The following is a 20122-nucleotide window of genomic DNA, read 5'->3' on the forward strand; positions in this document are numbered from 1 at the left end:
GTTCGGCTTTTCCTCCTTCCCGCTCTTCCTGCTTCCTCTTCCTTTCGCCTCCTTTGCCTTCTTCTTCTCTTTGTTCTTCCGCCTTCACCTGGACTTCTCTTTCTGAATTGACCTTTTTTTATTCAAACAAAGAATTGCTGTACGACCGCTTCATTCCAAAATGGTATTACCAACCAGTATCAGAGGTTTTTGAATGGTTGACTGGGCTCCTGACGTGGATAGTTGGTCGGAAAAGCTCGGTTCCACAGCCATTCGTAAGCGGCTTCGGGAAGTTCCTCCTTGAGTTGAAAATTGTAGATTTTATTGGGACCGCCGAATTGAGGTTCAAACGTGGTGAAGGAGAGTTGAAACCGGTTTGGTCGGGTGACATCCTGAAGGTCTCGATACCCCCACGCCCGCGAGTGAGTTGAATCCTCCGGGGATTCAAATACAAATTGGTCCGAATACATTTTCAGGACCCCTTCACAGCCACCGAAACGATGCAGGTGTTTAACCGGAATTTGATAGACCGGCAGGGTCGGGCCTGCCTCCCACAGATTCGTGACCACCAGCCGTTTGGCGTTTGCCCGCAGGAGCCCAACCGTATCGAGCGGGATGTCGGAATCCACAAACCGAAAGCGGAAGACACGGTCACGCCCGGCATACCATTTCTGGTCTTCATAGGTGACCAGGACCAATATTCTCGGTGACTGGATGTAAATTTCGCGAAGGTCTTCATACCGCCAAACCCTGGAATCATTGACTTCTTTCAGCACTTTGGATTGGTAGGAAATCCCGTCGGATGTGATCGTCAAGCGACCAGTTTGGTTTTTCAGAAAATGCTGATGCTCCACGGCAAAACCAGGTTCTGGTTTTTGGACCTGCGACTGGTTTTGAAATCCGAACAGAAAACTGGCCAAAATGAGAAGAATGCACATAAAACTCCTTACCGGGTGCGAACCGTGATGCCTCTTCGTTGGAATGATACAGGTTGATTTCGACCAAGGGTGATCGCGGCCAGCACGGCGGGAACGTAGCTTTTGGTTTCATCTGGCAACAGGCCACGGCGGCTTAATTCCCAAAAATCACGGGCGCCGCTCTGGCGTTGCAAGCGCAGGATCCGGTGCTCACCGGCATTGTAAGCAGCCAGGGCGAGCGGCCAGTCCCGGAAGATTCCAAACAAATCCCGCAAATATCGAGCTGCGGCACGGGTTGATTTTTCGGGGTCATGGCGTTCGTCCACATCCCCGATTTGACGCAGGCCATAGCGTTCCCCAGTCCCTTTCATAAACTGCCAGATACCCGCTGCCCCGGCGCTGGAACGGGCAAAAGGGTTGTAGGCGCTTTCGACCAGGCCGAGAAAAATCAACTCCTCCGGTATGCCCTCCTCGTGGAAAACCTGTCGCATCATGGGTTCATACTCTTTCAAGCGGGAAAAAGCAGTCTTAAACCCTTGACCTTTGAAAAATTTGACGGACCTGGTCACCTGCGTTTGTCCAGGTTGGGAAAGTTCAAGTCTGGTACCTGGGGCAGGACTGTTGACCCCTTTGAGTTCGGCCACGTGACGGGACAGTTCGAGAAACGTCACGTGAATGGTCGGTTCGTAAAACGCGGCTTCATCCGATTCAAGCAGTGCCTGCCGGGCTTTTTCAAAGACAGCCTCTGCTTCCATCTGTTTTCCTTGCTTGAGCAGGGTTTCGCCATTCCGGAAAGCCGACTCGGCCAGCATCTGCAACTCTGCGAGACGGGCTTTCCGCTCGGTTTGCCGGTACAGGTCATCGAGCAAAATTTCCACCGTGCCCGGAAGGGCGGTCCGCTGGGTCTGGGTCAAGGCTGGTTGGGCGGAGGTCCGGGGTTCACTGGTTTGGGCCTGACACCCCAGAACCATTCCCAGCAGTGTAAGACAAAAGACGGGTACCTGACCGATGGCGACTGAAAAATGGTGATTACCAGTACCATGTTTCATAACAAACTCTTCAACTCTTATACCATTTTGGAATGGCATCCTCGTATTAGCAAACAGCTAAATTATTGAAAAAATTGCATTTTCCTGAACCATGAATCCGATCCCATGAACCCTAATTGGTATTAGCTGATGACTGAGGTTGGGGCTGGTTCGTGGTCAGGTTGGTGAATCCCGGCGGCTTCTTTTCTCACGTGGAAATACCAACGCCAGACCTCGTAAATCGCCGGGTACACCACCAATTCCAAAAGAAATGAAGTCAGCATCCCGCCCACCAGCGGCACGGCAATTCGTTTCATGGTGTCGGATCCGGTGCCGGTGGCCCACAACACCGGCAGCAGGCCGATGTAATCAACCATGACAGTCATTAACTTAGGCCGAAGGCGTTTGACGGCGCCTTCCACAATTGCCTGATGGAGTTGGTCACGGGTGTTGAGCTTTCCCTGGGATTTGGCCTCTTCATATGCCAGGTCCAGATAGAGCAACATAAAGACCCCGGTTTCGGCATCTACCCCCAACAACGCGATTAATCCGACCCACACGGCAATACTGACGTTGTAATCGAGGAAATAGAGCAACCAAATCGCTCCAATCGCTGAAAACGGCACCGCCAACAACACAATGGACGTCTTTACCAGCGACTGCGTGTTCAAATACAGAAGCAAAACAATCACCAGGAGGGTGATCGGAATAACCAACAACAATCGGTTGGCAACCCGCTCCATGCTCTCATATTGGCCGCTCCAGGTCAGAGTGTAGCCGGGGGGAATCTGGACGCCGGCACGCACGGCTTCCTTGGCGTCGGTGACAAATCCACCGACATCCCGACCGGCCACATCCACATACACATAACCGCTCAATCTCCCGTTTTCATTCCGAATCATGCCTGGCCCGGTGACGATTTTCAGATCGGCTAACTGTTCCAGTGGAATCTGGGGGCCGCCCATGGTGGGGACCCGAATGCGCCGCAGATCGGCCAGCGTGCTGCGGTAATCCCGAAAATTTCGGACATTGATCGGATATCGTTCACGACCTTCGATGGTGGTGGAGACAGATTCCCCGCCGATGGCAGACATGATCACCATCTCTACCTGTGCCACAGTCAAACCGTAGCGCGCCAATTCGGTACGTTTCACCTCAAAATCAATAAAATATCCCCCGGCGGTGCGTTCGGCATACACACTCGCTGTTCCCCTCACCGGGCGCAAAGCCGCTTCAATCTGTTGGCCAAGGTGCTCAATGACAGTTAAATCCGGTCCCAGAATTTTGATGCCCACCGGAGTCCGGACCCCAGTGGTCAGCATGTCAATCCGCGCTTTGATAGGCATCGTCCAGGCATTCACGGTTCCAGGAATTTGGAGCGCTTCATTGAGTCCGCCGGTCCCGTAAATCAACTCCTGGGTGCTTTGGTGGTCCGGCCAGGCGCGGCGCAACCAATTCTGTAACCACTCCGGTGCCCAGGCAGAGTACCAGCGGGGGATTTTCGGCCATTCGGAAGCCGGTTTCAGCACAATCACCGTTTCCATCATTGAGAAAGGGGCTGGGTCGGTGGCGGTTTCAGCGCGCCCTGCTTTGCCATGCACCGTTTTCACTTCTGGGAAGGATTTGATGATCCGGTCCTGAATCTGGAGCAGCCGTTGGGCCTCGGTGATTGAAATGCCAGGCAGTGTTGTGGGCATGTAGAGCAAGGTGCCTTCATCCAGAGGTGGCATAAATTCTGATCCCAATCGGAAATAAATCGGAAGGGTCAGAGCCACTACCAGGACTGCTCCAAGAATGGTCAGCCATTGATGTCGGAGAACCCATTCCACCACTGGTTGGTACAGGCGCATCAACCACCGGCTCAACGGGTGCTGCTCTTCGCTATAAATTTTTCCAACCAGCACCGCATTCACTATCGAACTCACCCATCGTGGCCGAAATCGGAACCGGTCGGTGCGAATCAACAGCACCGCGATGGCCGGAACCAGGGTGACTGACAGGATAGCCGCCATCACCATTGACAGGTTTTTGGTAAACGCCAGGGGCTTGAACAACCTGCCTTCCTGGGCTTCGAGAGCAATGATGGGCAGAAATGAAATGCCGATCACCAACAATGAATAGAAACTCGGTGCACCAACCTCTTTTGCAGCGTGAATAATAACGGTATGCCGCGGGGTGGGTCGCCCTTGGGCCTCCCATTCCTCCAATTTTTTATGGATTTGTTCGACCACGACGATGGCCGCATCCACCATGGCTCCGACCGCAATCGCAATCCCTGAGATGGACATGATGTTGGCGGTGACGCCCAGATATTCCATTGGGATGAAGGCGATGACCACCGCCACGCAAATCGTGATCACGGGAATCAGGGCGCTCGGCACGTGGAGCAAAAAGATGAGAATAATCAGGCTGACCACGGTCAGTTCCTCGATCAGGGTCTCTTTGAGGGTGTCAATCGAACGCCGAATGAGTTCGGATCGGTCATAGGTGGTCACCACGGTTACCCCCGGCGGCAAACTGGCTTCGATTGCCGCCAATTTGGCTTTGACGCCAGCGATCACATTCAGTGCATTTTCTCCTACCCGCATAATGACGATGGCACCTGCGGCTTCGCCTTCGCCATTGAATTCCCCGACCCCACGCCGCAAATCAGGCCCCAGAACCACCTTCCCCAGTTGTTTTATCAGGACCGGAGTGCCGGTTTCGCGGTTGACGGCCACAACCAGTTGTTCAATATCGGCTTTGGACCGAATGTACCCTCGTCCACGGACCATATATTCCCGCCCGGAAAATTCGACCAGGCGTCCACCGACTTCGTTATTCCCCTGACGAACCGTTTCAATGACCTTGTCAATTGGTATCTGATAGGCCGTCAGCGCATTGGGATCGAGATTAACCTGGTACTGCCGTATAAATCCGCCGAGAGGGGATACTTCTGCCACACCCGGAACGGATTGTAATTCATAGCGCAACTGCCAGTCCTGCAAGGATCGCAGGTCGGCCAGGTTGCGCTTGCCGGTTTGATCTACCAGCACATACTGATAAACCCACCCGACCGCGGTTTCGTCCCGGGCCAGTTCGACTGACACTCCTTCCGGCAGTTTAGGCAAGATGTTGTTGAGATATTCCAGGGTGCGTGACCGCGCCCAGTAAATGTCGGTGCCTTCCTCAAAGACAATGTAGACATAGGAAAAACCGAAATCGGAAAACCCCCGGATGTCTTTCACCTTGGGTACGCCCAGCATGGACCGAATAATCGGGTAAGTTACCTGATCTTCAATAATGTTTGGGCTGCGGTCCCACCGTGAGAACACAATCACCTGGGTATCTGATAGGTCAGGGATGGCATCCAGCGGGATGTTACGCATGGATCGGATGCCCATCACTATCGTCACGGCCACTATCAACAACACCAGCGCTTTGTTGTATGCACACCACTCAATGAGCCGGTCAATCATATCCGCCTCCTTGATGTCATCCTGTACCACCCCGACTTTGAATGTGAAAGCGTGGGGTTTGGGAAAAGGTCAATATTGTGAATGGTCGGGGGAAGTCGAGCCGGTTTTCTGATTTGGTTTTCCATCTGACGGCTCGGCCTTTCCGTGTCCGGAATGGCCCGAACCGGCCATTCCCTGCAGGGCTGACTTGAGGCGGCTTTCCGAATCAATCAAAAAATTGCCTGAGGTGACGATTCGTTCACCGACTTTCAATCCGCTTAATACAATGTACCGGCCAGCTACATTTGTTCCCAACCGCACGCTACGTGGCTCAAAGTAGCCGCCGTCGAGTGCCACAAATACGGTTTGCTCGCTCCCGGAATCCAGCACCGCCTCTTCGGGAATGGAAAGCTGGGTGCCGTACCCAACCTCAAGTTCGACGTTGGCGTACATATCGGGCTTCAACTTGAAGTGGGGATTCTGGAATTCAATCCTGACTTTGAGCGTCCGGGTCAAATTGTCGAGTTGCGGATAAATGTAATTCACCTTGCCGCGAAAGGTTTCACCTGGGAAGGCTGAAAAGGTCACCGTGGCGGACTGACCCAGTTTGATGGAGGGAATTTCGTACTCGTAAATATCAGCCAGCACCCAAATGCGGGACAGGTCAGCCAGGGTGTAGAGTTCCATTTCAGGTGTCACCTTCTGTTGTTCAAAGGCATTTTTAGTCAGGATGAAACCATCGTTGGGCGCATAAATCATCAGTGATTTCAGCGGTTCACCTCGCGCCTCGATTTGTTTGATGTCAGCTTCCGGAATATCCCACAACTGCAATCGTTTGCGGCTGGCTTCCACGAGTGCGTTCGTACTGGCGGCAATTTCTGGATAGGGGCTGTCACCGAGGTGTTTACGAGCTTTGAGCGCGAGCAGGTACTCTTGCTGGGTCGAGACCAGATCGGGGCTATAGAGGCTGACGAGCGGTTGGCCTTTGGTAATGAGTTTACCGGTAAAATCAACATAAATCTGTTCAATCCAACCGTCAATTTTGGTGTGGACATGTGTAATTTTGGTTTCGTCATAGGCTACCCTTCCGACCGCTCGAATGGTATGACCCAGGGCACTTGACGTCACCTCATCATAGGTGACCCCGATAAGTTGTTGTTTGGCCGGGTTGATTTTTACGGTGCCTGGAGGCATCTCCGGTGATGTGCCATCCTGGGCGTATACCGGTACCAAATCCATTCCATCCGGCGCTTTACCGGGTTTGTCCGAACGATTTGACGGGTTCATGGGGTCTTGCCAGTAGAGAATTTTTCGCTCGCCGGCAGGTCCTGAATTTGCACTTGAAGGGGTTGCAACTTTGATGAGCGTCATATTGCAAATCGGGCATTCGCCAGGTTTGGGCGAGGTGTACTGCGGGTGCATCGGGCAGGTATATAATTCGGCGACTGACTTCTGGAGCACGGGTTGGATTCCGAAATATCGGCCCACCGGGCCATCTCGAAGCTCTCGACGATAGATGTACCCAGCCACCACCACCACCAGGACCAGCCACCAAACCCACCGGCGTGTGGCTCGTCGCACTGGACGAATAACAGGCAGGGGCTGGGTTGGCGGGAGAGGTGGTTCAGTCGGGAGCGATTCCAGCGGGTCAGGAGGCAACTGCGGTTCCATAGTCAGGTTCCTTTCACCGAATCAATTCGACTCCAAGGAGCGGTTCCAAGGCAGCCAGGGCTTTGGCCTGATTGGCGACCTGTTCGTAATAATTAAGTTGGTAGGTTTGGAGCGTCAGTAAACCGTCCAGCAGGGTTAAAAAATCCACTTTCCCAACTTCATACCCGGCAATGGCGGATTCCAACGAAAGGGTTGATTGGGGAATGATGGTGGTGCCGTACAGGGTGGTCAATTTCCGGGCGGTGGTAACGGCCAGATGCTGTTCCTTGAGCTTGAAGAAAACCAGCGACGACAGGGTTTCCAATCGTTTTTGCTCCATGGCCGTGGCCGCTGCCGCCTCGGCGAGGGCTGGCCGTTGCTTTCTCCAAAAATAAAGCGGGAGTTTCAGACCCAGGCTGATGCCGTACATTTCCGGCAATTTGGGGCGATGGTAATAGATAAATCCGATACTGAAATCAGGATAAAACTCCTTTTGCGCCAGTTGGAACCCGTATCGCTCGCGGTCGATACGGCGTTTTTGGGCCTTGAACTCTGGATAGTTGGCGAGCGCCAGGTCCTTCATTTGGACCAGCGTCAATGTGAGCATCGGGGGTTGAAGTTCGGCGGGAAGCCCAAGTTCTGCCTCCGGGTCGCGGAATCGTAGCTGGTTCAGGGTGGCTTCCACGGTCAGGCGTCGTTGTTCCAAAATCGCCAGTTGGTCAATCAGTTTGGCGATTTCGACCTGGGCCTTGAAGACATCCTGCTGGATCCCTTTCCCAACCGAATACCGGGCTTCAGAAATCCGGGTGAATTTTTCAAGCAGGTCTTTGTTTTTTGTAATGATTTCAGTGGATTTGTACAAATACCACCATTCAATATAGGCACTTTTAACTTCGGCAGTCAGATTGAGCCGTGTCTGCTCGTACTTCCACCATTCCGTATCGGCCTCGACCGAAGCCATTTTGGCCTTGAGATCGAGTTTTCCGGGAAAAGGGAACTCCTGGCTGAAATTGAGCATTCGAGCACTGGCGGGGTCTTCGGATTGAAGGTCGAACGATGGCAACGGGTTGATGTTTCCAGCGTAACTGTAGGTCACTATTGGTTCCGGCAAAGCTTTCGCCTGCGGCACCCGTGCTCGCATCCGATCAAAATTGCGGGCCATGGATTGGATTTCAGGGTTGTGCTCCAACGAGTCCGCTACCAGGTCACGCAGTAGCACCAGTGACGGCTGAGGTGCGGAGGCTGGTGGTATTGGTGTTTGCTGGGCACCCACCGGAACCCACCAGCCATCGCAGACCAGCCACACCACCAGCCACCCAGCCAGGGACATACTTCCCGTAGGGTTTTTAGAGCCAGGCTTGAACCATTTCATAAGGCCCCCTGCAACTATTAATGCGAATTAAGAGTTGAAAAAATAAGCGGATTTGAGCCCAGGAACTGAGCGGCAGGCTCGGAGCCCAGAGTTGCACCCTGGGCTCTGAGCCTGCGTCTCCTTCGTAGACTGAGAACCAAAACCACTTCAACCCTGCATTCGCATTATTGTTTTGGTCGTGGTTCGTTGCCTTGCATTTCCTTGGCTCGAAAAGTGTGAAACTCAGCCATCCATTCGGCTTCGCGAGCCAGGGATTCGGCGGCGGTAATGTAGTGCTCACAATGGAGACGCATCTTTTTCACATAGCTGTTTTCAATCACTTCCTTGGTTTGAGGAACCCGCTTTTTGTAATCAGCCAGCATTTTGTGGTGGAATTCGGCTTCCGCGCGGTATTCAGCGGCTTTCTTGCGGTAGCTTTCCGCCATCGCCAGATGTTCCGCCGCTGTTTGCGGCGGTTTGTCTGTCTGAGGCAGGGATTGTTCAATCGTTGGTGTTGATGTGGCTGGTTGCCCGAAACCCGAAACGGTCACTGCTGTTCTTGCAAAGGCAATCAGCAGGGCCACCACCACTGCCATTGCCGCCACTGTTTTTCTGAATCGTTCCAGTTGGTTCATAACCTACCTCCTCAATCCGTTTCAAACGCGCACTGCTTCAGTCACCAGATAATAGAACAAATCCTGTACCATACCCGGAGAACCAGGGGATCGTCGGATACGTCAATCAAACCAGAGGGTTAGGAACCGCCTCAATCAATCCCCAACCAGGGATGTGTCTGAAAACAAACAGTGAGGTGTCTACCTGACAGACAGTTTCACGCCCTGTGCTTCCTGCCGGATACGGTATAATTGCGGTTATGGAGTGGCATAGTGGTTGCGCTCCAATTTTTGATACCAGACGCTCTGCGGCCAAAGGGAAGGCGACATGGAACCCATTCAGCGATTGATTCGGAACGGAAACCCGGAAACTATGATGATCGTGGTGGTGGTGGTCCTCATCACGGGACTCCATTTTTTGACCAGCACCAAATACCTGCTCCTGCACGAAATTTTTCAGCGGTTGTACTACGTTCCGATCATTTATGCGGCCTACCGGTACGGTGTGCGAGGTGGGCTGGCAACTTCCATTTTTAGCAGTCTGATTTACCTGCCGCATATTTTTCAGCATTGGGACCACTATGAAATCTACATGCTCAACCAGTTAGCCGAAGTGCTGTTGTTTCAAGTTGTGGCAGTCGTGACCGGAATCCTGGCGAATGCGGAACGGGTCCAGCGAACCCGGAGCGAGCAGGCAGCGAGCGAACGGCAACAGGCATATGAGGAACTCAAGCAAACCGTTGAGCAACTAATGGTCGCGGAGCGGATGACAACCCTGGCCCAGCTTTCACTGGCGTTAGTTCACGAAATCCGAAATCCATTGGGTGGGATTCGCGGGGCTGCCGAAGCACTGGAAACCGTCCTTCCGCCGACCGCGTCCAGTGGTGAATTCCTCGCCATTATTCAAGCCGAAGTTACCCGGCTCAACCGCCTGGTAACCGAATTCCTTGAATTCGGACGACCTCGCGTCCCCGAAAAACTTCCAACGCCGCCCAAGGAGCTGATTCAATCGGTGATCCGACTCACTAAACAACATCTCAAGGAACACAAGGTTGAAGTGAAAACTGATTTGGCGCCTGACCTGCCACAGATTCTGATTGATTCCGAACAAATCAAACAGGTTCTGATCAACTTGATCTTGAATGCCCTGGAGGCCATGCCTGACGGCGGCGAACTGTATCTCGGGGCACATTTACAGCACAATGAGCTGGAAATCCGAATTGCCGATACCGGGCATGGCGTCAGCGAAGAAATTCGCGAACGGCTGTTTCAACCCTTTGTTACCACTAAGGCAAAAGGTTCCGGGTTGGGGCTGGCGATTTGCGGCAAACTGGTCACCCAAAACGGCGGCACCATTTCGGCGGAAAACGGAAGTGATCGGGGAACCGTGCTCTGGCTCCGCTTTCCGATCTGACGAAGGAGGCTAAGGCTATGACCCCTGAACCCAAAATGCTCTTGCTGGTTGACGACGACGACAGCCTTCGGCGGGTCCTCCATCATCATTTGACGCAGGCCGGATATCAGGTTCTGACGGCGGCCAATGGTGAAGACGGCCTGCGGCTGTATACCGAAAACCCGGTCTCCCTCGTCATCACCGACGTGCTCATGGAAGGGATGGACGGAACGGAACTCCTTCGCCGGATTCGTGCCCTAAGCGACGAGGCGATGGTGATTGTTATCACAGCTCACGGCACGATTGAAGCGGCGGTGACCGCCATGAAACTTGGCGCCTTCGACTACATCACCAAACCATTCAACCGTGAGGAATTGTTACTGACGGTTTCCAAGGGCCTCCAGTTCACTGATTTGGTGCGGGAAAACAAGTCCCTCAAGCGGTTCATCAACGAGCATTTTTCCATCACCAATCTGGTTGGGGCCTCCACCGGGATGCGCAAAGTCCTGACCCTGGTTGAAAAAGTCGCCCGGACCGACGCCATCGTCCTGATTACTGGGGAGAGCGGTACTGGTAAAGAACTCATCGCCAAAGCCATCCATCAGAACAGCCGCCGCCGGGACAAACCGTTTGTCGTAATCAACTGCGGCGCGATTCCGGAAGGACTACTTGAATCGGAACTGTTCGGCCATAAAAAAGGGGCGTTCACCGGTGCTATCGCTGATGCCCGAGGGGTGCTTGAGTCGGCTGAAGGTGGAACAGTCTTTCTGGATGAAATCGGAGAACTCCCCCTGTCGCTCCAGGTCAAACTTCTGCGGGTGCTTCAGGAAGGAGAATTTCTTCGCGTTGGGGACCATGCCCCGCACCGGGTCAATGTGCGGTTTCTGGCTGCCACCAACCGATCACTTGATAAAATGATCGCAGAGGGAGATTTTCGGGAAGACCTGTATTTTCGTCTCAACGTCGTTCCGCTGGTCCTTCCACCTTTACGTGACCGCCGGGAAGACATTCCGATCCTGGCTGACATGTTTTTGACCGACCTGGCCAATAAGTACAGCCGTCCCTACCTGCGGATCGAAAAAGACGTCTTTCGCTACCTCGGCGCCTACCCCTGGCCTGGAAACATCCGCGAACTCAAAAACACGATTGAACGCATGGTGGTGCTGGCTGAAGGCGATACCATCACGCTGTCAGATTTGCCCGAACCATTTATCAAGCCAGCGGCCACCGTCGGACGGGTGACGCTGCACCTTCCCGACGAAGGAATTGACCTGGACGCAGTGGAAAAGGAAATTTTGGTCCAGGCGCTGGAGAAAAATGGGTGGAATCAAACCCACACTGCGCGCTATCTCAGCCTGACGCGTAGCGCCTTGATTTACCGGATGCAAAAATTTGCACTCGATGAACACTCGTACAAACGACATCCGGCCTAACCCAGAAAAACCTGTTGACTGGGGATTATTATTTTCAGGATTCCTCGACCGGGTCGAAGTAACAGCTCAGTAGAGCGTGTCGCAGAACGGATCTTTGGAAAGAAAAGAAATCAGGGATAAGAGACTTGAAACAGAAAGACGGTATAGGGTTTCCTAAAGAAATATGAAAAACCGAGAGGAAACCCATGACCGAACCAAAGAAGTGTACTGAGAAGAGGCCACCGGAACCAAGAGTTCGGTCATCACGCTTGAATTTCACAAAATTCGAAGTTGATCCAGCGCCCATCCGGGCGCGAATCTGGCCAGGATCTGGGTCCGGTGGTTGCGTGTCCAAAGCGACGCTGGCCACCGGTTACTGTCCATCGTCCTCCGGACGGAAAATATCAGGATCAAGCAACTTTTTCACAATGAAGTTGGATTTCTCCGTTCCGGAAAGGGTGGATTGAGCATCCTGAAAGGCTGCTGTTCGGATAGCCGGTCGGTTGGCCGCTTTTGGGCCTACCACCGGACACCAAGGTTACTCCGTTGTTGCTCCCCGCTTCGCCCGCGCACCGCAGGTGCGCGGGCGAAGCGGGAGAGGGTGGAGAATGGCCGGTGTCCGGTGGTAGCTCACAAAGCTTCGCAACCGACCGGCTATCCGAACCGCAACGCTTCGCGGTGCCAAACCAGCACCCCATCTGACGGGCAACTCAGTTTGTCAACTTCGTTTGACCTTTCCGCAATGGAGGTTGGATTTTTCATCGGTTGTCATCTTTCCAAAGGTATTTTATATTGAGGCTTCGGCACTAACTTTTGCTTGTTGCTTACCTTATTGGAACCCTTTTTCCGCTCAAAGTTCAACGCACAGGTGTTTTTTTCTATCCGCTCAAGCGTGAACTTCGAGAAACTGAGTCAACCTCTATGCCGGCTCCCCACTATCGCCAACGTCTCAAGCATTTGGATGACCTTCTGCATATCAACTATCAGAAGTTAGCTGAATTCGAGCGTGAGCTTGCCATTACTGCCGATACAAGCAAAAGCTTTGAGTTGAAAACGAAAATTAAAGAAATCAAAGCGGTTATTGATGAGCACGAAACCGAATATGACCACCTGGAAGCCAAATTATCAGCGAACACGCCAACTGATCCGGTTCAACCACCGTCAACGCCGCCACCGGTTTCGGACCCAGTACCCCTACCACTCAAGCCGACCTTTAAAAACAGCCTTGGCATGGAGTTTGTACTGATTCCAGCCGGGAGTTTTTTGATGGGCTCGACTGATGCTGAGGTTGAGGCTGCTTTGGCTGACGCGAAACGGTATGACCAAAATGCCAAACGAGAATGGTTTACTCGTGAACAACCCCAGCATCGAGTCACTTTCGACCAGCCTTTTTACCTGGGGAAATTCCAGGTAACCCAGGCGCAATGGCAAACAGTGATGGGAAACAATCCATCATCTTTTAAAGGCGATACTTTGCCGGTCGAGCGAGTATCCTGGAATGACTGCCAGGAATTCCTGAAAAAGCTGAATGCCAAAAAAGATGGCTACCTCTATCGGTTGCCGAGTGAGGCGGAGTGGGAATATGCCTGCCGGGCTGGGACAACGACCCCGTTCTCGTTTGGGGAAACGATCACAACTGACCAGGTAAACTATGATGGGAAGTACCCTTATGGGAATGCTTCCAAAGGTGAGTATCGTCAAAAAACCACGCCGGTCGGAAGTTTTCCGGCGAATGTCTGGGGGCTTCACGATATGCACGGGAATGTCTGGGAATGGTGTCAGGATTGGTTTCAGGACACGTATGCCGGGGCACCGGATGACGGGAGTGCACGAGAGTCGGGGTCCGATAAACAATTCCGCGTGATGCGGGGCGGTTCTTGGTTCAACTTTGCCAAATACTGCCGGTCGGCGAACCGCGACAGGGACGATCCAGTGGTCGGCAGCGGGGACTTCGGTTTTCGGGTGGTTGCGGCGAGGACTCTAAATCATTGATGCACTTTGATTTATGCACTCTTGACCGCGCGGTTTTTGCGCGGTCCCGAAATTTTTCCTTCTGTAAATTTTTTGGCCCCCGCTGGTTCATGAGTTCAGAGCTGCTGCCTGGAAGGTTCAGCGTTTCGTCTTTCGACGAGAGATTTTTCTTCCGGGGGCTTGAGCCGACGAAAGTTATAGAATAAGGCCAGGTCATAGATGATTTTGAGCCCGCCCGCCACAAAGAACGGCGCCCCAAAGAGCGCATGTGCAAAAAACAGCCCGGTGACACATGGGGAGATTGAACTTGAGGCAGTGCGGACGATAGCCGTAATGCCGGCAGCGGCTGAACGTTCATCCGGTGCCACCACCGCCATGACGTAGGACTGGCGGGTTGGGACATCCATCTGAGAAATGCTGAACCGGAGCAGCAACACGCTCACTGCGAGCGGTAAGTTCGGCATCAGCGGCACGAAAATCAAAAGAAGATTGGAGGGAATGTGGGTAAACACCATGGTGTTGATCAACCCAAACCGCTCTGCCAGGCGTGCTGCAAGCAGTGCTGAGAACCCGGCCAGAATGTTTCCTCCAAAGAAAATTCCTCCCAAGACTGCTGGGTTCACACCAAACCGCACCACAAACCAGTAGGCCAGCAAGCTTTGCACCAGCAGGCCACCCGCAAACGAATCCACCATGAACAGGCCGGAAAGCTTTAACACGACCTTTTGAGACCGATGGAGACCAAACCGGGAGGGTTTCGGAGGCGTGATTTTTTGGTTGACTTCGGCTGCTTCAGAGAGTTTCAAAAAGCACAACCCCAGTACAGCCCCCAACAGCCCATACCCGATGAGGACCAGCCGGTAGCTTTGGAATGCAGTGGTTCCGGCTCCCTGCAACATTTGTGTGAGGATGCCGCTGGCCAGTGATCCAGCCGCCGTTGCAAACGAGCCAACGAGGTTGTACCAGGCAAAAACACGGGTCCGATGCTCATTCGGGGTGGTTTGTGACAGGATGGCCTGTTCAATTGAGAGAAATGATCCAACTTCGCCACCGCTGGGACTGATCGTTCCAATGATTCCAGCCACAATCAATATGAAAAAGTTATTGGTCAGGGCAAAAACGACACCGGCCAGGACCATTAACCCGGCGCCCAGGAGCAGCATCTTTCGTCGTCCAATTCGGTCGGCAACGAGTGTAATCCAAAGTGTAACCGCTGTGTCTCCCACCAGTGTCAACGTCAATAAAAGACCAATCTGCCGATCCGTCAAACCCGCTTGAACAAGATACAGCGTCAGCACCACCGAGAGAAAGCCATAGGCAAACAATCGGACGATACGGGTGAGAAACAACAATTTTCCATCTTGGGTCAGGAGGCGGCTCATGTGGAAATCCCGTGCCAGATCGAACAAGTGTTATACCAATTTGGGGTCAGGGTATCGGGGTCAGGGGTCAGGGAAATACAATTTTTTCAATCATTTAGCCTTCCAGTAATACAAAGGCTTCATTCCCAAATGGTGTTACCAATCGGTCTGCCTATCAGAAGACTGATGTCAAAAACCCAATGCCCCCGGCGACCAGCACCGCCCACAGCACGTCAATCTTGAACCGATACAGCGCCGCAAATGCCACCAGACTCCACAGGAGCGCCCACCAGTTGGTGGTGGCTGAAAATCCTTGCGGCCAGATGACGGTGCTGCCGAAAACCAGCGCCAGATTGAGGACGACGCCGACGACGGCTGCTGTGATACCGCTCAGGGCGGCGGTCAGGTGCTGGTTCCCGCGAAGCAACTCGATGTAGGGCGCTCCCAGAAAAATAAAGAAAAAACAGGGCAGAAAGGTTGTGTAGGTCGTAACCAACGCTCCGATAACCGCACTCAACAGCGGCGTAAGCGTGCCGGGGTGATTCCACCCGGCCATAAACCCAACAAACTGAAGCACCATAATCAACGGGCCGGGGGTGGTTTCAGCCAGTGCCAGCCCGTCAACTGCCTGGGACTGGCTGAGCCAGCCATATGAGCCAACCGCCGCCTGGGTCACATATGCCAGCACCGAATAGGCCCCGCCGAATGTCACCAGCGCCGCTTGACTGAAAAACAGATATTCGCGCACATGCAGGTGGTGGCGTCCCTGCCAGCTTATCAAGGCCAGTAGCGGCAGCCCCCACAACACCAGACAGATGGTCGCGATTGTGAACGCCCGTTTTCGGGAAGGCAGTGTGTGTGCCGGTGGCGGGGCATGGTCGTCAATCACGGTTGGGAGTTCGGGCTGACCGGTTGCCGATGTATCAGTTGTCGCCTTACCTTTGGCGGTTGAGGCGGTAAATACATTTGGAGCGATTCGGTTGCCAACCAAACCAATGAGTCCAGCCGCTAAGACAATGAGCGGGAAGGGAATGTGGAGCAGGAAAATTGCCGCAAATGAAAGCGCCGCAATCGTGTAATGAGCCTTGTGTTTGAGCGCCCGCCCGCCGATTTTGATCACTGCCTCAACGACAATTGCCACCACCACTGGTTTAAACCCGTTGAGCACCCCGGCGACGGTTGGGAGCGAGCCATAGGCCGCATACACATAGGAAAGCCCCATCAAAATAAAGATTGACGGCAACACAAAGAACCCACCGGCGACAATTCCGCCCCAGGTGCGGTGCATCAGCCAGCCGATGTAGGTCGCCAATTGCTGTGCTTCCGGCCCAGGCAGCAACATGCAGTAGTTGAGCGCGTGCAAAAATCGTTCTTCACTGAGCCATCGCCGCCGCTCAACCAGTTCGCGGTGCATAATCGCAATCTGGCCGGCTGGTCCGCCAAAGGAAATAAACCCCAGTTTCACCCAAAACCGAAAGGCTTCGCCAAAGGTGACTGGTTGCCGGGCAGGTGATGAGTTTTCCGGCACTGTACCGGTTGAAGTCATAAGAATTGCCTTTCAATTTGCAGTCAGAGTCGTTTGAAAAAAGCGATAAAGCGCTTCAAACACCAGGGTTGCAATTTCCAACCGGCGTGAATCGTCCTGAATTTCCAGCGTGATGCCATTGATTACCGCTTTGATCCCGCCGGTTTCGGCCCGTTGATAGACATTGTCTTTAAGATCGAGGTCGTGGACGATTTCCCCAATCGCCCGCAAGGCCAGGTCGGAACTCCCACTCAGGTCGAGCAGGACTTCAAACGTGCACAGGTTCCCCTGATGGGTAAACTCACCCTCAAACATGTCAAAACGCAGGTGATCTGGTTCGTGGGCATAGCTGGTTGGATCCACATAGACAAATCGCGCTGCCGGATCAATCAACCGCCGAATAAGCCAGGCTGAAGCCATTCGATCCACCTTGATGCCGGAACGCGTGACCCACGTGCGGCCAGTCAGGTTCGTCAATCCTGTTTCGGCGGGGGTGTCTGGTGACGGATACAAGATTCCGTCAATGGTCAGCAGCAGGGCATCGAGTTCCTCGCGTCCGGGAGCCTGAAAAAAGTCAATTCGGCGGACTTCTTCACTGCGTCGCTTCAGCTTTCGGAACTCAGTTTCAACCGCTGACAACTCAGGTTGTTGTGGCAACGCTCGCACTGTGGCCTGCAGGGCCTGTCCAGCCGCATTCAACGCCGCGTATTCTTCCGCCCGGAGCTTGCGGAAGTTTTCCTCTAATGTGTCGTCTGAAAGTCCGCCAATCACATCGGTTTGGAAAAGCCATGCCTCCCCACCTTCTTCAGTGATCTCCTTCAAAATCCATTGAAAATCTTCCAGCAATTCATCATTGTGCGGCAGCACGTAGGCCGAGTTTTTGATTGCCAGTGCCCCGATCTGGTGCAGCCGTCGCAAGACTTTGGCGCGAAAATACGCCGGTTTGGGAGGAATTTGGTGAATGAGCAGCAGCCACTTTCCGGAAAATGCATTCATATGACTCCCTGAAATCGAACAAAGTTTATTTGTTTTATATAGCAGTTGTGATATTTTTAAAATGAAAAATCTTGCAATTGAAATATAATTCTATTTTGGTTGTTTTTCAAGCGATTGGTTTGATTCAGTCGAGAAGGAGTTGAATATGGAAAATGGGCTGTCGGAACCGGTTCGATTGGCGGTGTGGTTAGGAATGGGAATGCTCTTATGGGGCGTTGAGTCGGTTTTCCCCCTGCAGGCCAGACCTTCAGGGCGTGGGCGGGCTTACCGGGTCAATTTGTTCCTCACTGGTCTGACATTGACAGTGAATCTTTTACTGGCGGGGGGAATTCTGTGGGTATTGGGGCAGGCGACACGTCACCAGTTTGGAATCCTGCAACTGGTGGAGGGACCGGGATGGGTCAAGGCACTGCTGGGCATTCTTGGGCTTGATTTCTTTGCCTATCTGGCCCACGTCACAATGCACAAAACAAGCCTGGGATGGAGCTTTCATCAGGTTCATCATGCGGAAACTCATGTGGATGTCACCACGACACTTCGACAACATCCAGGGGAAACCCTTGTCCGCATTGGATTTCAACTGGCAGGAAGTCTGGTTTTCGGTGTTTCGTTTGCGGTGTTTACCGTTTACGTCACGCTCTCAGCCCTCAATGCGCAACTGGAGCACGTCAACTTTCACCTTCCTGAACCGATAGACCGTCTGGTTCGCAGTTTTTGGGTTACTCCAAACATGCATAAACTGCATCATTCGAGCCTGGAGGTCCATTCACATTCAAACTACGCCAATCTTTTTTCTTTCTGGGATCGCCTCTTTGGTACGTTTCAACCACCCGTTGGCCTGGAAAAACTGACGTACGGTGTGGTGAAGCCTTACCCCTCACTGGAGTTCGAACCAAAAGAAAAACTCCCCGACTTGATGTCAAATCGGGGAGTTTGGGGTTTAAAACGAAATGCTGTAGCTCACCCCAGGATTGCGGCTTTGGGCGAGCAGGAAGGTTACGACGTGCCGCCGACCAAACGCATAGGTCAGGCTTGGGTGAAACTTCACGCCATCAAAAATCAGGAGTGATGAAAGGTTTTGGGTCAGGTTGATATTCATCCCGGCCAGCGGCAGAAAGCGATGTTCAAACTGGCTGTAGGCAACGCCCACATAGGGCGCAATCGGGAGTTTGACAACTTCCGAAATGTCTTTGCTGACAGTGGCGTAAAAGGACCGTCCGCTGGGTGTCCCGATCCGGTCCGAACTGGTGCCGAAAATCAACGCCGGTCTCTTTTTGGTCTCGGTAACGGCCACAAAATTGGCCAGGAGTCCGACATCATCAGCGCGTGGATTATATTCAACGCCGACTGAAAGCCGAGGCAACAGCCGGTAGGTTAAGGTTGTCCGTAAGCCGGCGCGTGGAATCTGATGGCTTAAAACCCGAATTCCAAACGTCCAGCGATCCTGGTGCGAATTGGCAATCCCCCGGATTGCCCGGCCTTCGCCCGGTCAAAGCGGTCAAGAGGGAACGCTGGAACTTTTCGCATTCTCCTCGTGGCCCTCATGTTCGGTTGAGTCAACCGGTTCGGGTTCGGATTCTGACGTCTGGCTGGCTGATTGGGCGGCCAGCAGCGCATCAATCTGCCGGGTGAGTTCGGCTTCGGTGACGACGCTTGAAAACACCGCGGCGATTTTGCCTTCGCGGTCAATCACAATCGTGGCCGGAATGCCGGGACCAACCCCAAATCGGGCCATTGCGTCGGTGTTTGTCCCCAGCCAGATTGGAAAATTGAGCCCTGCTTCGCGAACAAACTTGATGACGGCATCGCGTTTTGAGGGTTCGTCTGCCGAAGCCGCAACCACCTGGACTCCGAACGCGGCATACGCATTTTGAGCTTTCACAAAAACGGGCATTTCCTGTTTGCACGGAGCGCACCACGTTGCCCAAAAATTGAGCACCACGATTTTGCCGCGATAGCCGCGCAGGTTCTGGGAACTCCCCGTCAGGTCTTTGAGTTGCAGGTCAGGTGCTTCGGTGCCAACTACATTGGCTGTAACCGGCTTTGATTCAGACACGGGTTGTTGTTGCAAGACCTTCAGGCTGTTGACCTTCAGGTATTGTTTGCCGTCCTTTTCCCGAAGCGTGCCACTGATTTCCACCTGTTTCGCCGTGTAGTCGAGCCACCCGCGTTTGGTTTTCTTCAACTTCCCAAACTCAAGTTGATACAGCGTGAAATCATCATTGGTTTTGACAGCCAGAAGGCTTCCAATGCCGTCGTTATGGCACGTCACGGCACATTTCATGTCGTGGGCACTGCCGTACGGGGTCGTTTTGCGGTCGGCTTCCGTCCAGCATTCGGTACAGGCAATCTGGCCCTGGATAACAATTGCTTTTTCCTGAGCGGTGACCACCGGCACGGAAAAAAACAAACTACAGATCAAAAGAGCAAGTACTCTCATATCACCTCAATCCAAAGTATGAAGGATGAATGATGAAGGATGAAAAAA

15 protein-coding genes are annotated in these 20122 nt (G+C 53.1%); 4 read left to right on the plus strand and 11 right to left on the minus strand.

The window, feature by feature from the left end; translation table 11 throughout:
• Positions 1-179: 179 nt before the first annotated feature.
• The 6 genes from HY774_20350 to HY774_20375 form a co-directional block, all read right to left on the minus strand.
• Complete coding sequence (locus HY774_20350; GenBank protein ID MBI4750836.1) at positions 180-917, minus strand: hypothetical protein; 738 nt, start codon at positions 915-917, stop codon at positions 180-182.
• 8 nt (positions 918-925) lie between these two features.
• A complete protein-coding gene (locus HY774_20355) occupies positions 926-1945 on the minus strand; it encodes a lytic transglycosylase domain-containing protein (protein MBI4750837.1) in 1020 nt (339 codons plus the stop codon).
• A 122-nt stretch (positions 1946-2067) separates the two neighbouring features.
• The gene (locus HY774_20360; GenBank protein ID MBI4750838.1) at positions 2068-5382 is read right to left on the minus strand and encodes an efflux RND transporter permease subunit; all 3315 of its coding nucleotides are present in this window, start codon (positions 5380-5382) and stop codon (positions 2068-2070) included.
• Positions 5383-5451: 69 nt separating this feature from the next.
• The gene (locus HY774_20365) at positions 5452-7032 is read right to left on the minus strand and encodes an efflux RND transporter periplasmic adaptor subunit (GenBank protein ID MBI4750839.1); all 1581 of its coding nucleotides are present in this window, start codon (positions 7030-7032) and stop codon (positions 5452-5454) included.
• A gap of 13 nt (positions 7033-7045) precedes the next feature.
• Positions 7046-8383 carry a TolC family protein gene (locus HY774_20370; GenBank protein MBI4750840.1) on the minus strand — a complete coding sequence of 446 codons (1338 nt, stop codon included), beginning with the start codon at positions 8381-8383 and terminating at the stop codon, positions 7046-7048.
• A gap of 164 nt (positions 8384-8547) precedes the next feature.
• Positions 8548-8997 (minus strand): hypothetical protein, encoded by a 450-nt coding sequence (locus HY774_20375; protein ID MBI4750841.1) that lies wholly within the window; start codon positions 8995-8997, stop codon positions 8548-8550.
• A 307-nt stretch (positions 8998-9304) separates the two neighbouring features.
• On the opposite strand from HY774_20375, the gene HY774_20380 reads away from it, so the two are divergent.
• Entirely contained in the window at positions 9305-10390 is a 1086-nt protein-coding gene (locus HY774_20380; protein ID MBI4750842.1) for a DUF4118 domain-containing protein, read from the plus strand.
• A 17-nt stretch (positions 10391-10407) separates the two neighbouring features.
• Positions 10408-11802 (plus strand): sigma-54-dependent Fis family transcriptional regulator, encoded by a 1395-nt coding sequence (locus tag HY774_20385; protein MBI4750843.1) that lies wholly within the window; start codon positions 10408-10410, stop codon positions 11800-11802.
• Positions 11803-12154: 352 nt separating this feature from the next.
• Here HY774_20385 and HY774_20390 read toward each other — a convergent pair whose 3' ends face one another.
• Positions 12155-12307: a hypothetical protein gene (locus tag HY774_20390; GenBank protein MBI4750844.1), complete on the minus strand. Its 153-nt coding sequence runs from the start codon at positions 12305-12307 to the stop codon at positions 12155-12157.
• A 395-nt stretch (positions 12308-12702) separates the two neighbouring features.
• Here HY774_20390 and HY774_20395 point away from each other — a divergent pair, with 395 nt between their 5' ends.
• Positions 12703-13773, plus strand: coding sequence for a formylglycine-generating enzyme family protein (locus HY774_20395; protein MBI4750845.1), 1071 nt, complete (start codon positions 12703-12705; stop codon positions 13771-13773).
• Positions 13774-13868: 95 nt separating this feature from the next.
• Here HY774_20395 and HY774_20400 read toward each other — a convergent pair whose 3' ends face one another.
• The 3 genes from HY774_20400 to HY774_20410 form a co-directional block, all read right to left on the minus strand.
• Positions 13869-15134: an MFS transporter gene (locus HY774_20400; protein MBI4750846.1), complete on the minus strand. Its 1266-nt coding sequence runs from the start codon at positions 15132-15134 to the stop codon at positions 13869-13871.
• Between the two features lie 154 nt (positions 15135-15288).
• Positions 15289-16659 (minus strand): chromate efflux transporter, encoded by a 1371-nt coding sequence (gene chrA / locus HY774_20405; protein ID MBI4750847.1) that lies wholly within the window; start codon positions 16657-16659, stop codon positions 15289-15291.
• A gap of 12 nt (positions 16660-16671) precedes the next feature.
• Positions 16672-17634, minus strand: a complete 963-nt coding sequence (locus tag HY774_20410; GenBank protein MBI4750848.1) for a chromate resistance protein — start codon at positions 17632-17634, stop codon at positions 16672-16674.
• Between the two features lie 145 nt (positions 17635-17779).
• On the opposite strand from HY774_20410, the gene HY774_20415 reads away from it, so the two are divergent.
• Positions 17780-18703 carry a sterol desaturase family protein gene (locus tag HY774_20415; protein ID MBI4750849.1) on the plus strand — a complete coding sequence of 308 codons (924 nt, stop codon included), beginning with the start codon at positions 17780-17782 and terminating at the stop codon, positions 18701-18703.
• A gap of 429 nt (positions 18704-19132) precedes the next feature.
• On the opposite strand, the gene HY774_20420 is transcribed toward HY774_20415, so the two are convergent.
• Positions 19133-20074 (minus strand): TlpA family protein disulfide reductase, encoded by a 942-nt coding sequence (locus HY774_20420; protein ID MBI4750850.1) that lies wholly within the window; start codon positions 20072-20074, stop codon positions 19133-19135.
• Positions 20075-20122: the final 48 nt, after the last annotated feature.

It is taken from the genome of Acidobacteriota bacterium (genome assembly GCA_016208495.1).
In the GTDB taxonomy this organism is placed as follows: domain Bacteria; phylum Acidobacteriota; class Blastocatellia; order Chloracidobacteriales; family Chloracidobacteriaceae; genus JACQXX01.

What these genes read in the sequence shown, in the direction of transcription:
- HY774_20350 (MBI4750836.1), bottom strand. Translation starts at nt 917, where the DNA reads ATGTGCATTCTTCTCATTTTGGCCAGTTTTCTGTTCGGATTTCAAAAC.
- HY774_20355 (MBI4750837.1), bottom strand. Translation starts at nt 1,945, where the DNA reads ATGAAACATGGTACTGGTAATCACCATTTTTCAGTCGCCATCGGTCAG.
- HY774_20360 (MBI4750838.1), bottom strand. Translation starts at nt 5,382, where the DNA reads ATGATTGACCGGCTCATTGAGTGGTGTGCATACAACAAAGCGCTGGTG.
- HY774_20365 (MBI4750839.1), bottom strand. Translation starts at nt 7,032, where the DNA reads ATGGAACCGCAGTTGCCTCCTGACCCGCTGGAATCGCTCCCGACTGAA.
- HY774_20370 (MBI4750840.1), bottom strand. Translation starts at nt 8,383, where the DNA reads ATGAAATGGTTCAAGCCTGGCTCTAAAAACCCTACGGGAAGTATGTCC.
- HY774_20375 (MBI4750841.1), bottom strand. Translation starts at nt 8,997, where the DNA reads ATGAACCAACTGGAACGATTCAGAAAAACAGTGGCGGCAATGGCAGTG.
- HY774_20380 (MBI4750842.1), top strand. Translation starts at nt 9,305, where the DNA reads ATGGAACCCATTCAGCGATTGATTCGGAACGGAAACCCGGAAACTATG.
- HY774_20385 (MBI4750843.1), top strand. Translation starts at nt 10,408, where the DNA reads ATGACCCCTGAACCCAAAATGCTCTTGCTGGTTGACGACGACGACAGC.
- HY774_20395 (MBI4750845.1), top strand. Translation starts at nt 12,703, where the DNA reads ATGCCGGCTCCCCACTATCGCCAACGTCTCAAGCATTTGGATGACCTT.
- HY774_20400 (MBI4750846.1), bottom strand. Translation starts at nt 15,134, where the DNA reads ATGAGCCGCCTCCTGACCCAAGATGGAAAATTGTTGTTTCTCACCCGT.
- chrA (MBI4750847.1), bottom strand. Translation starts at nt 16,659, where the DNA reads ATGACTTCAACCGGTACAGTGCCGGAAAACTCATCACCTGCCCGGCAA.
- HY774_20410 (MBI4750848.1), bottom strand. Translation starts at nt 17,634, where the DNA reads ATGAATGCATTTTCCGGAAAGTGGCTGCTGCTCATTCACCAAATTCCT.
- HY774_20415 (MBI4750849.1), top strand. Translation starts at nt 17,780, where the DNA reads ATGGAAAATGGGCTGTCGGAACCGGTTCGATTGGCGGTGTGGTTAGGA.
- HY774_20420 (MBI4750850.1), bottom strand. Translation starts at nt 20,074, where the DNA reads ATGAGAGTACTTGCTCTTTTGATCTGTAGTTTGTTTTTTTCCGTGCCG.